The sequence below is a fragment of the Nocardia sp. NPDC059229 genome, from assembly GCF_042754165.1.
GTDB lineage: Bacteria > Actinomycetota > Actinomycetes > Mycobacteriales > Mycobacteriaceae > Nocardia.
Map to the genome: position 1 here is coordinate 100,560 of NZ_JBHZAK010000022.1, position 13,957 is coordinate 114,516.

The following is a 13,957-nucleotide window of genomic DNA, read 5'->3' on the forward strand; positions in this document are numbered from 1 at the left end:
CGATTCAACGACCATCCTCGAAGTGGCCCGGACATCGCTGGGGTTTCGCCATAAGAGTCCTCGGCCCCGGTAAGTGCCGAGAACCTGCGCTTATCGGTGGTCAGGCGGAAATGCCAGCTCAGCACCCTTTCGAGTGCAGTCGAGCGTCCCACTGACATCTGCGATGACGAATCCCGCACGCATCTTCCCGTGCGGGAAAACCGCAGGTCGCAACCACTTATCTACTGACATTCCAGTGACGAGAACTACTGACATTCAGTGACGAAGCTGCAGGTCAGCGCACTGACGTCGGAGTGATGAGTCGCAGGAGGCGCGTCTCGCTCAGCGGTCGTCTGGGTAGTCAAGACCTTCGCGAGCACGTCCGCGATGTGCCGGAGTGCCTTGTCGCCGGTCATTCGCCAGTGGGTGGCGTCTATGTGGGTGTTGTGGATGTGTCCGTCGATGACTTCGATCCACGTGTCGGCCCCTTGCCTCTCGGGCGAGAGGGCTTGTGCGGCAGTGAAATACATCAGGTCGCCGTGGAATGTGCGAGGGTGGTAGCTGCCTATGAGTTGGGCTGATCGGGCGGCGTTGTCGATGGCCGCTGCGATTCGGTCGGCGCCGAAGGAGGCGAACGGTTCTCCGTGTACGGCGAGCTGCTGGGCCAGTTGCTCCGGTGTGGAGTCCAGGCTGGGCAAGGTGTCGGCGACGTCGCCGAGCAGGCCGCCCAGCAGCTCCGCGAGTGGGACTGCTCCCTGTGGGGATGCAGCCGTGCGTCCGGTGGTTTCGAGGTGGCTGTCCAGCATGGCGAGCAAGGCGACCTCCGCGCCCTCTTCCTGTAGCTGTACCGCCATGGCGTGTGCGATGACGCCGCCGAGTGACCAGCCGAGCAGATGGTAAGGACCTGTCGGCTGGACGGTTCGGATCTCTTTCACATAGCGGCGGGCCCAGTCCTCGATCGAGTCGGGAAGTGGCTCGTCGCCGCGCAGCGCTGGAGACTGTAATCCGTACAGCGGCCGGTCATGGTCGAGGTGTGCGGCCAGACCCGCGAATGACCAGGCGATGCCACCGATCGGGTGGACACAGAACAGAGGTTCCGCGGAGCCGGTGGTTCGCAGCGGCAGCAGTACGTCGAATGCCGCGCTGCCGGTGTCCTGCTCGGCTATTGCGGCGATCAGCCCGGCGGGGGTGGGTGTGGTGAATACCAGCATGACGGGAACTCGGTGTCCGAGCGCGTGGCCGAGAAGACTCGCCAATCGAGTCGCGCTCAGTGAATTGCCTCCATGTTCGAAGAAGTTGTCGTCCAAACCTATTCGTTGGGCACCGAGCACCTCGGCGAATACCGCGCAGACCGTCCGTTCCCGGGTGGTGACCGGCTCACGGAATTCCTGTGCCGCAAGGACAGGTGTGGGCAATGCCTTGCGGTCGAGCTTGCCGTTGGCGTTGAGCGGCAACGCGGTCAGCGGCATGAAGACCGACGGGATCATGTACGACGGCAGTTCGGCGGCCAGCGCCGACTGCAGCTGCTGCTTGTCGGGCTCGCCGTCGCTGCCCACGATGTAGGCCACCAGGCGGTCGCCGAGCACCGGATCGGTGTGCGCGACCACGGCCGCCGAGGCGACGGAATCCAGGCGCAGCAGCGCGGATTCGATATCGCCGAGCTCGATGCGGAAACCGCGGATCTTCACCTGGAAGTCGGTGCGACCCCGATACTCCAGCTCCCCGTTCTCCTGCCAGGCCACCAGGTCACCGGTGCGGTACATGCGGGAACCGTCGGCGGCGAACGGGTTCGCCACGAACCGGTCGGAGGTGAGGTCCGGACGGCCGTGATAGCCGCGCGCCAGCTGCGCGCCTGCCAGGTACAGCTCGCCGGAGACGCCCACCGGCACCGGCCGCAGACGCGAATCCAGCACGTACACCTGGGAGTTCCACTCGGGCGAGCCGACCGACACCGACAGCTCGTCGCGGACGGTGACCCGGTGGTTGGTGACCGACACCGCGGCCTCGGTCGGGCCGTACAGGTTGAACAGCTCGGTGCGCGGCCGCTCCCGCAGCACGCGCTGCGCCAGCGGTCCGGGCAGCGCCTCACCGATGGCCAGGATGCGCCACAGCGAATCCGGCAGCCCGTCGGCGAGCAGCGCGTCCAGCATGGACGGCACCACATGCAGGGTGGTCACCCACTCGCGGGCCATGAGCTCGTTCAGGTACGCCGGATCCTTGTGCCCGTCCGGCGCGGCGATGACCATGCGGCCACCGCAGGCGACGGCGGACCAGAACTCCCAGACCGAGAGGTCGAAAGTGGCGGCGGTCTTGAGCAGCACCGCATCCGCCGGGTCGAGGCCGAATTCGGTGACCTTCCACAGCAACTGGTTCACGACCGCGCCATGCGGCAACGCCACACCCTTGGGGCGGCCGGTGGAACCGGAAGTGAAGATGACATACGCGGTGTTCGAATCGTGCAGTGGTGCTGTGCGTTCCGAATCGAAGACAGGGGCTCCGCTGACGGTGTCGAGGGCGAGTTCATCGAGTCGTACCAGCGGTGCGAGTGCGGTCTGGAATCTGGCGTCGGCGTTCGTGAGCACACAGATCGGCGCCGTCGATTCGATGATGTGGCCGAGGCGATCAGGCGGCTGGTTCGGGTCCACTGGTACGTAGGCTCCGCCTGCGACCGATACCGCGTACATGGCGACGACCAGGTTCATCGAGCGAGGCAAAGCCAGTACGACCCGCTGTTCAGGGCCCACCCCCAAGGAGATCAGGTGTCGTGCGAGGCGGTTGACACGTTCGTCCATCTCCGCGTAGCTGATGCGGATGGCGGCCGAGATCAGTGCTGGCGCACTGGGGTTTCGTGCGACGGAGGCCGCCAGTAGCTCCGGCAGGGTTGCCGGAGTGCTGGTCTGCCGGGTGGTCGAGTTCCACTGCTCGAGGACGCGGGCACGTTCGTCGTCGTCGAGCAGTTCGATATCGCCGACCGGCACAGCGGGATCGGTGGTGACGGCGGCCAGCAGCCGGATGAATCGCGCGACGAACCCTCGGGCGGTGGCTGGATCGAACAATGCGGTCGCGAAGGTGAGTGCCCCGTCGATTCCCGCCGGGTGGCCGTCCTCGCGGTAGTGGTCGCTGAGTATCCAGTGCAGGTCGAATTGGGAGACTTCCAGCTCGAAGTCGACGGCCGAGACCGCGAGTCCTGGAAGTTCGAAGCTGGTGCGAGCCAGATTCTGGAAGGACAGGCCGACTTGGAACAACGGGTGCCGAGCAGCCGAGCGCGGCGGATCGAGAACTTCGACGAGTCGCTCGAACGGCACGTCGGCGTTGGCGAAGGCGGCGAGGTCGGGTTCGCGTTGCCGCATGAGCAGTTCGGCGAAGGAAGACCCCGCATCCACCCGGGTTCGGAAGACAAGGGTGTTGACGAACATCCCGATCATGTCATCCAACTGGGCGTCGCCGCGGACGGCCATCGGCGTGCCGATGGCGATGTCCGAAGCGTTCGCGAGGCGTGCCAGCAACACCGCCAAGGCGGTGTGAACCACCATGAACAATGTCATGTTGTGGGCACGTGCCAGAGCTGCCAGGCGAGAATGTATTTCGGAGTCGACGCTGACCGCGACTGTGTCGCCGGCGAAGGATTGAGTCGGCGGCCGCGGGTGATCGCCGGGAAGCGCGAGTTGTTCGGGAAGCTCGGCGAGAGCGGTCTTCCAGTGCGCAATCTGTCGTGCGGCAACGGAATCGGGATCGGATTCCGACCCGAGCAGGTTGTGTTGCCAGAGCGTGTAGTCCGCGTATTGCACCGGCAGCGGCTCCCATTCGGGTGCGTGTCGGTGTGCACGGGCGGTGTAGGCGATCATCAGGTCGCGGGTGAGGGGAGCGATGGAGGTGCCGTCGCCGGCGATGTGGTGAATCACCAAGGCCAGCACGAACTCCGCAGAGTCACTGTCGGCGATCTCGAACAGCGCGATCCGCATGGGAACCTCGAGAGTGACGTCGAAGCTGGTGCCGGTCATGAACGCGGATACCGCCGCGATGACGTCTGCCGCGCCGATCGCATGGATCTCCATTTCCACGGCCGCCTGCTCTACCGACAGAATCACCTGTTCCGGTAGAGCCGCCGTGTCGTGGGCGCGCGGGTAGACGGTGCGCAGAATTTCGTGGCGGGCGACGACATCGGTGATCGCAGCTTGCAACGCGTGTGTGTCGAGTACACCGGAAAGCCGGACCGCGAGCGGAATGTTGTAGGCGGTCGAGGCGGGGTCGATCTGATTGAGCAGCCACATCCGCTGTTGTGCGGGTGAGAGCGGAATGTGGTGCGGTCGTGGGACGGCCGTCAGAGACTGGCGCCGGTGGCGGTCGTGCTCGAGCAGTCGGGCCGCGAATCCGGCTACCGTGGAGGCCTCGAACAGCAGGATCACCGGCACCTGTGACGAGATCGCCGTACCTATCCGGGCTGTGACCTGGGTGGCGATGAGGGAGTTGCCGCCCAGGTCGAAGAAGTCGTCGTCGGCACCGATCGGATTTTCGATATCGAGCAGTTCATCGAAGATCTTCGCGACCAGTGTCTCGAGCTCCCCGGTGGGGGCACGGAACTGCTTGACCCGCAGGGCGGGTTTCGGCAGCGCGCGGCGATCCAATTTGCCGGTCGCGGTCAATGGAATCGACTCGAGGAGGGCGATCGAGTTCGGCACCATGTGTGCGGGCAATCGGTCGGCGACGTAGGCGTGCAGGGCCTCGACATCCACCTCGGCGCCTGGTGCGGCATGAACGTAGGCAGCCAAGATCGTCGCATCGTTGTCGAGCTGGTGGCCGAGGGTCGCTGCGAAGTCCACGCCGTCGTAGGCCATGAGCAGCGCGTCGATTTCGCCCAGTTCGATGCGGAATCCGCGGATCTTGACCTGGAAATCGTTGCGTCCCAGGAATTCGATGTCGTCGCCGGCCCGGCGCACCAGGTCGCCGGTGCGATACATGCGCTCGCCCGGTTCGAACGGGTTGGCCACGAACCGCGAGGCGGTCAAAGCGTGACGGTCCGCGTAGCCACGCCCGAGTTGTGCACCAGCGATGTACAACTCGCCCGCCACTCCGTCGGGGACAGGCGCAAGCCGGCTATCGAGGATGTACTCGGCCACAGCGTGGATCGGTCCGCCGATGGTCACCCGGTTTCCCGGCGTCAATGCGGCGCTGATATTGGTCACGATCGTGGTTTCGGTCGGACCGTAGAGGTTGTAGAACTCCCGTGTACGCCGACCGGAAATCGGTGTCACCCAACGCCGCACGAGATCAGGCGGGCAGGGTTCACCACCCACCACCACGACGCGCAGCCGGTCCAGTCCGGCCGGGTCCACCGACGCCACTGCGGCCGGGGTCATGAAGGCGTGGGTCACCTTCTCTCGGCGCAGCACCGCCGCCAAGTCGTCGCCGCCGTAGACGTCGGGGGAGACCACCACCATGGTCGCCGCTGCGCCGACGGCCAGCAGCAGCTCCAGCATCGAGGCATCGAAGGATGGCGAGGCGAAATGCAGTGTGCGCGACGAATTGGTGACCCGAAAGCGTTCACGCTGCTGCGTACACAGGCCCGCGAGGCCCGCGTGGGTGACCTCTATGCCCTTGGGGCGGCCGGTGGAACCGGAGGTGTAGATGACATAGGCCGGGTGAGCCGCGCGCAGCGGCCGTACCCGGTCGGCGTCGGTGATCGGGTCACTCGGGTAGTCGTCGATTCGCCGGGCCAGTTCGGTGCTGTCGAGCATCAGCCAGTCGAGGGTGTCGGGCAGTTCGGCGCGCACGGCGTCCACGGTGAGACCCAGGGTTGCCCGCGAATCGGTCAGCAGGTAGGCGATGCGTTCGCTCGGATACCGTGGGTCCACCGGCACGAAGGCTGCGCCGGTCTTGGCGATCGCCCACACCGCCACGACCGACTCGACGGACCGTGTGATGGCCAGAGCCACTCGATCTTCGGGGCCCACACCACTGTCGATGAGCAGTCTCGCCACGCGTGTCGAGTGCTCGTCGAGTTCGAAATACTCCATCGTGGAGAGGGTTTCGACGGCATCGGCGTGTACGAGCGCCAGACCGTCGGGATTCTGCTCGACGGCGGTCTCGAGCAGCTCCGGCAAGGTCGCGACATGTGGTGTGGTCACTGAGACGGCTGATGTGGCCCGCGTTGGCCCGGCGAGCAAACGTGCTCGTTCGCTGTCGTCGAGAATGTCGATGGCTCCCACGGCGATGTGGGAGTCGGCGGCGATGGCCGCCAGCACGCGCGCGAAGCGCCGGCCGAATGCGGCCACGGTCGGCTCGTCGAACACGTCTGTCGCATAGACGAGTCCGATCATGATCTCGCCGATCGTGCCGTTGGCATCGACCTGCGGCACGACCAGGACCTGGAGGTCGAATTTGGCTGCGACCTCACCGGTTTCGAGTGCTGACACGGTCAGGTCGGGCAGCTCCAGACTTGCCCGTTCGACATTCTCGAACGAGAGCATTACTTCGATCAGGGGCCTTCCCCCGGTGTTGCGGGTGGGTGCCGCGACCTCGACGACTCGTTCGAACGCGATGTCGGCGTGTGCGAAGGCCGACAGGTCGGTCTCGCGCACGATGTCGATGAGGTCCGCGAAAGCAGTGCCGCCGTAGACGCGGGTCCTCAGCGCCAGGGTGTTGACGAACATGCCGACCAGGTCGTCGAGAGCCTGCTCGCCCCTGCCCGCGATCGGTGTGCCGACGATGACGTCGTCGCCGCCCGAGAGCCGGGCCAGCAGTGCTGCCAGTGCGGCGTGGACCACCATGAACAGCGACGAGCGATGCTCGTGTGCCAGGGCATCCAGCGCGCGGTGCACGTCGTCGGGCATGGTGAATTCGATCGTGCCGGCCCGCCGCGACGGTGTGTGGGGTCGAGGCCGATCGGTCGGTAGCTCCCGGTCGGTGAGGTCGCGAAGCTGCTCGCGCCAGTACGCCAATTGTGCGGCGGCTATGGAGTTCTCGTCGTCGTCGCTCCCGATCGTCGATCGCTGCCACAGCGTGAAGTCCGCGTATTGCACCGCGAGTGGAGTCCAGGCCGGAGCACTGCCATGGCTGCGTGCCAGGTACGCGGTCACCAGATCACGAGCCAGCGGAGCCAAGGAGGCCCCGTCGGCGATGATGTGGTGGACGATCAGCACCAGGATGTGTTCTTCGGCCGCCGCGTCGGTGAACAGGCGGGCGCGCAGTGGCGCGGACGCGGTGACGTCGAAACCCGCGGTCATCATCGCTACGACGCGGTCGGTGACCGAGGCACTGCCCGCGACGACCTCGAGCCCGTGAGGCAACACCGCGTCGGCGGAGAGAATGTCCTGGAAGGGGAGAGCGTCGGCTATCGGGAATCGGGTGCGCAAGGCCTCGTGCCGCTCGAGGACATCGAGGAGGGCCTGCTGTAGCGCGTCGACACGCAACGTGCCGGTCAGACGGATCGCGAAGGGCAGGTTGTACGCGGGGGAGGCCGGATCGATCTGATTGATCACCCATATGCGTTGCTGCGCAAGCGACAATGGCACGTGATCGGGTCGGTGCATGGGCTGCAGGCGCGGGCGTTCCGATGGTTGTGAGTCCTGTACCAGCCGTGCGGTGAGGGCGGCCACGGTCGAGGTGTCGAACAGTTCGCGTACCGCAACCCGGGTTCCGAGCGCTTCACCCAGGCGTGCGGCAAGGCGGGTAGCCATCAGCGAGTTGCCGCCGAGGGCGAAGAAATCGTCGTCCGCGCCGATCTGCTCGAGGCCGAGGACATCCGCGAACACGCGGGCTACCGTGATCTCGGAATCGCCGGCGGGAGCGCGGAATTCGCGGGTGCCGAAGACCGGTTCCGGCAGGGCCTTGCGATCCAGTTTGCCGCTGGTGTTCAACGGGAGGGCGTCGAGGGCCACCACGGTGGATGGAATCATGTAGGCGGGCAGGCTGTCCGCGGCAGCAGCCAGTAGCGACTGCGGGTCGATGACCGCGCCGGGTGTCGGCACGGCGTAGGCCACCAGGTGATCTCCGAGCGGGGTCGCCACGACCAACGCCACGGCCTGTGAGACCGTGGGATGCGCCAGCAGCGCGGTCTCGATCTCGCCGAGCTCGATGCGCTGACCGCGGAATTTGACCTGGAAATCGGTGCGACCGATGTACTCGAGTCGCGCCGGCCGCTGCGTGTCCGCGGCACGCCAGCGCACCAGGTCGCCGGTGCGGTACATACGGGAACCGTTCGGCCCGAACGGGTTCGCCAAGAATCGGTCCGCGGTGAGGTCGGGGCGGCCCAGGTAGCCGCGGGCCAGTTGGTCACCGGCGAGATACAGTTCGCCCGGGACTCCGGCCGCGACGGGATGCAGGCGAGCATCGAGCACGTACACCTGGCTGTTCCATTGCGGCAATCCGATCGGCACGCTGGTTCGATCGGTTCCGTCCGCGAGCCAGGAGGTGATGGAGACGGCGGCCTCGGTCGGTCCGTAGAGGTTGTGGACTCGGATGCCCGGTCCCAAAGCGCGCGTGGCCGTGACGGTCTCCGGTGGCAAGGCCTCGCCGATGACGAAGATGTCGCGCAATGAGGGCATGCTGCCCGGGCGGGTGTGGGCCGCGAACATGGTGAGCATGGACGGCACGAAGTCGGTGACCGTAATGTTCTGTGCGGCAATGGTTTCAGTCAGGTACTCGGTGTCGCGGTGACCGTCGTGGTCGGCGATCACCAATCTCGCACCGCTTCGCAGCGGCATGAAATAGCCCCAGAGAGACACGTCGAAGGTGGTTGCGGTCTTCTGGAAGTAAGCGTCGTCAGGGCCCATCGGGTACTCGCTCAACATCCAGCTGATCTGGTTGTGGATGGCGCGGTGACTGACGGTCACGCCCTTGGGGCGACCGGTCGAACCGGAAGTGAAGATGACGTAGGCCGGATTGTCCGGCCCCATCGGACGCCGCAATTCGTTCGCAGTGACCGGTGCCGCCGAGAAGGATTGCAGCGCAACGGCATCCGTATGCACGATGTCGATACCGAACGGCATATCGATCGCATCGGCGGAGGTGGTCAGCACGCAGACGGGTCGGGCGACATCGAGTATGTGCCTGATGCGATCTGTGGGGTGATCAGGATCCAGCGGCACATACGCGCCGCCCGCGGTGAGGATCGCATACATGCCGACGACAAGATCCGATGACCGGCGAATCGCGAGACCTACCAACGACTCTGCCCCGACTCCGCGCGCGATCAGCAAGCGCGCCAATCGATTGACCTGTGCGTCGAACTCCGCATAGGTCAAGACCTCGCCGTCGAAGGCGACCGCGACCCGAGTCGGATACTGGGCGACGGCTCTGCGGTAGCCGTCCAGCAGCAACTCGGGTGCGAGCGCATGCGCGGTCTCGTTGCGGTCCACCAGCATTGCCCGGCGTTCGTCGTCACCGAGTAGGTCGAGGTCGCCGATGGGGAGCTGCGGCTGCTGGACAGCGGCGGCCAGGGTTCGCCGCAGTCGATCGGCCAGCGTGGCGACGGTGCCCTCGTCGAACAGGTCGGTGGCGTAGATGAACGTGGCGGCCATTCCGGCGGGTTCACCGTCGGCGTCGCCCGGCATGACGGTCAGATCGAGATCGATCTTGGCCAGGTGCGTCTGCAGATCGACACCGGAGATCGTGAGATCTGGCAGTTGCATGGTGCCGGTTTCCATGTTGTGGAACGAGAGCATCACCTGGAACAGCGGATTCCGACCGGGCGATCGCGGCGGGTTGATGACCTCGACCAGCCGTTCGAAGGGAACGTCGGCGTGGCCGAAGGCGCCCGCGTCCGACCGCCGAATCTGGTGCATGAGGTCGGTGAACGACAGACTCGGGTCGATGTCGGCCCGCAGCACCAGGGTGTTGACGAACATTCCGATCAGGTCGTCGAGTGCCGCCTCACCGCGCCCGCCGATCGGTGTGCCGATGGCGATGTCGCGTGTGCCGCTCTGCCGTGCCAGCACAATCGCCAGCGCGGCGTGCAGGACCATGAACAGTGTCGAATTGTGTTGCTGCGCAATCCGAGTCAAGGCAGCGTGCAGTGCTGCGTCGAGGTGGAAGTCGTAGGTGGCGCCGCGCCCGGACGCGGTTGCCGGTCGCGGCCGATCCGAGGGCAGGTCGAGCTGATCGGGCAGGTCGGCGAGCCGCTCGCGCCAGTAGGCGATCTGCTGGGCGAGCACGGACTGCTCATCGTCCTCCGAGCCGAGGGCCTCGCGCTGCCACAGCGTGTAATCGGCGTACTGCACAGGCAGCGGGTCCCAGCTCGGTGCGGTCGCACGCGTACGGGCCAGGTAGGCGGTCATGAGATCACGGGTCAGCGGACGAATCGACATTCCGTCGCCCGCGATGTGGTGAACCACGCAGACCACGACATGTTCGGTGGCGCCGAGTCGCAGCAACCGCAGTCGAATCGGTGGTGCGGCGGTCAGGTCGAATGCGGCCGTAGCTGTCTCGGCGATGAGTGCGGGCAGTTCGTCCTCGCGCACATCGAGGACCGTGACCGTCGGCACTGCGCGTGAATCGGTGAGTGGCAGTATCTCCTGACGTCCGACACCGTCGAGTTCGGGATAGAAGGTTCTCAGCACTTCATGTCGTTGTGCCAGGTCACGGACTGCATCGGTGAGGGCGGTGATGTGCAGTGGGCCACTCAGGCGCACGGCGAAGGGCATATTGTCGACCGCGCTGGCCGGATCGAAGCGGTTGAGGAACCACATTCGCTGTTGTGCGTAGGACAGCGGGATCTGCGGCGGGCGCGGCATCGCTCGCAAGCGTGCCCCTCGTCGACCACCTGCCGTTTCGGCGATCAGGGCGGCGAGACCGGCGACGGAGGAGGCCTCGAACAGCGACTGCACCGAGACGCGGACTCCCAGCGAGTCTCCGATGCGGGCGACGGCTTGCGCCGCGAGCAGTGAGTTGCCGCCCAATTCGAAGAAGTCGTCGTCGAGCCCGATTCGGGTGTCGGCTCCGGTCGGCAGGAGCAGCGCCGCGAATACGGTCGCAATCGTCTCCTCGGCGGGAGTGGTGGGGGCACGGAATTCCCGGGCGGCGAATTCCGGTTGCGGCAACCTGTCGCGGTCCAGCTTGCCGACCGGGGTCAGCGGGATCTCGTCGATCAGGACCAGCGCCGAGGGAATCATATAGGCGGGCAATGACTCTGCCGCGAACCGCAACAGCTCGCCCGATTCGAGCGCTGCACCCGCGCGCGGCAGGACATAGGCGACCAGTCCGGTGGCGCCCGAGGGCAGGGTGGTGCCCAGGGTCACGGCGAAAGCCACGTCCGGGTGTGCGGTGAGGACGCTGTCGATCTCGCCGAGTTCGATGCGCAGGCCACGGATCTTGACCTGAAAATCGGACCGGCCCAGGTACTCGATGAGGCCGTCAGGACCGCGGCGCACCAGATCACCTGTCCGGTAGAGCCGACTGCCGGACGTTCCGTCGGTGGCCCAGAACGGGTTGGCCAGAAATCTCTCCGCGGTCAGGGCGGGTCGGTTCAGGTAGCCACGGCCCAGGCCGGCACCTGAGAGGTACAGCTCGCCGATGACGCCCTCGGGGACGGGTCGCAGCCGCGCGTCCAGGATGAAGGCGCCGACGCCGTCGATCGCCGAGCCCACGGTGACCGGTCGATCCGGCAGCATTTCCCCGGTGGTGACCATGACGGTGGCTTCGGTGGGGCCGTAGGCGTTGAACATTCTGCGGCCGTCGGTGGCCCACCGCGATACCAGATCCGAGCCCAGGCGGTCGCCGCCGCACACCACGACGCGGACCTCCCCGAGCCCGGTCGGATCGACCGATTCCAATGCGCCGGGGGTGATGAGAAGGTGCGAAACGTGTTGCCTGCGTATCAGATCAGCCAGTTCGGGGCCACCGAAGATGGTGGGCGGGGCGATGACCAATGTCGCGCCGGCCGCGAAGGTGAACAGCATCTCCATGATCGAGAAATCGAAGCTGGGCGAGCTCAGATGCAGTACCCGTGACTGGCTGGTGACCAGGTAGCGGGCTCCGACCAGCGCCATGGTGGCGATGCCGGAGTGCGTGATCACCGCGCCCTTGGGTTTGCCGGTCGAACCGGAGGTGTAGATCACGTAGGCGGCGTGGCCGGGCAGCGGGCGAGTTTGATCGAGGTAGGAAATGGCGTGCGCGGCACGCGCATCCACGGTAGCTCGGAGGGCCGGATCGTCGAGTTCGAGCCATTCGATGTGTGTGCCGAGGGAATCTCGGTGTGTGGCGGTAGTGAGACCGAGCACGACGCCGGAATCGGTGACGATGTGCTCGATACGGTCGGCGGGATAGCCGGGATCGATGGGGACGTAGGCCGCGCCGGCCTTGGCTACCGCCCAGACCGACAGTATCGATTCCACCGACCGCCGGATGCCGACGGCGACCATGTCGCCCGGGCCTATTCCCCGCGCGATCAGTTCGCGAGCCAGCCGGGTGGATGATTCGTCGAGTTCCCGGTAGGTCAGGACGCGTTGATCCTCGGGCATTCCGGTCGGGTCGAAGTGGAGTGCGATGGAATCGGCGTGTGAGTCGGCCGCCGCTGTCAGCACCTGCGCGAAGGAAAGGAAGTGGGTGCGGCGGCGAGTGCCACGTGGGGAACGACGCACCGACTGCATACGAATCTCAACCCTTCGACAGCAATTCACCTCATGGCCCGCCGCGATCAGTGGAGCCCTGACGAAAGTAGTGAATCGGCCGATCTCGCCTATTCCCACTGCTGGGAAGGGGCGCGGTACGTTCTTCGGCCATCCCGCGAATGCCTTCCCAGGTATGAGAACGCGTGCAGATGAGTCGAGCTCGCTACACGCTAGTTTTCATGCGACGGCCGTCACCGCAGAGCTCTGTGCGTATGCGGATATCGCATAGGGTTGTGCCGTCGCGAGGCGGCCCCGCCTTCAGCGCAAAAGCCTTCAACGGCTAGGGGGCGGTGCCGCACCGCATTTCTTCCAGGGGCGACGGGGGCGGTGTTGGCAGCTCGCCTTGAACGACACGCTGCAGCCCAAGGGCTGAATACGGGTCACCCGGGTATTCCCATGGGTGGGAATACCCGGGTGAGTGCGTGCTGAATGTGGTCATATGATGTGTCCAGTGTGGCTGTGGGATCTAGATCGGACGACGTGAGGGTATCGCGGTTTTGAAATGCAATCATCTTGCCTACCCGCATTAGATTTGCTGCCGGACTGCGACTACTGCGCCTTTCGTATTCCCAGAGACCCAGGTGAGGTTCATGATCGATGTGCTCATCGTGGGTGCTAGATGGACATCGGCACACCATTCGGTAACGCATACTTTTGCCGATGCACTGGACCGGGATCGTTTCAATCCTCGGACGTTGGCGTGCCTGGGCAGTCGATCGATCGTCAAGGCCGCTGTCGTGCGCGAAGTTCATCGCAGCGTTCGTCCACTTATTCTGGTCGGCTATGCACAGGGAGCCGCAGTCGTAGGAGATGTGGCGTCGGAATTCGGCGGAGGCGGATCACCGATAGCGGCATGCGCGCTTATTTCCGACCCGTTTCGTCCGCGCGGACATGCAGTCGGAAACGATCCCGGTGGCTACGGAATTCTGGGCGAGAGAGAAATCGATGAGGTACCGGCGTATTGGGCGGCTGCTCGCGGAGACCTCACCACTGCTCTGGCCCCTGGAAGTTCCTTACGAATGGTGCCGGAACTATTCGAATATTTCGATCTCTCGACCGATGAAGCCGTGATCGATTGGCGCGGGCGTCTGGTGGATGCCTCGATCAGGGAGCAGCTCGCGCGATATCCGGCGGCTCGGAGACTTTGGCACAGCAAACGTGGCGAGTACTTCATGGCGACCGCGAGCCTTCTCACGGGTCCGCACGAGACGAACTACGTCCGTCTGGGGCATGTTGAACGACTGGCGCAGACCATCAACAAAGAGATAGCAGTTCACAACTGACTCGTGCGCCACCTTTCGGTGGTGCGCGAAGCGGCTTATTCCATAGAGCCGCGAGAGCGCGTCGCGCAGTGTTTGTCGGAAGCGAGGGTA

Annotated in this window: 2 protein-coding genes; one reads left to right on the forward strand and one right to left on the reverse strand. The window is 65.3% G+C overall.

The window, feature by feature from the left end; translation table 11 throughout:
- Positions 1 to 245 precede the first annotated feature (245 nt).
- Positions 246 to 12,563: an amino acid adenylation domain-containing protein gene (locus ACFXHE_RS36070; protein ID WP_379389148.1), complete on the reverse strand. Its 12,318-nt coding sequence runs from the start codon at positions 12,561 to 12,563 to the stop codon at positions 246 to 248.
- A 611-nt stretch (positions 12,564 to 13,174) separates the two neighbouring features.
- Here ACFXHE_RS36070 and ACFXHE_RS36075 point away from each other — a divergent pair.
- Positions 13,175 to 13,867 carry a hypothetical protein gene (locus tag ACFXHE_RS36075; RefSeq protein ID WP_379389149.1) on the forward strand — a complete coding sequence of 231 codons (693 nt, stop codon included), beginning with the start codon at positions 13,175 to 13,177 and terminating at the stop codon, positions 13,865 to 13,867.
- Positions 13,868 to 13,957 lie beyond the last annotated feature (90 nt).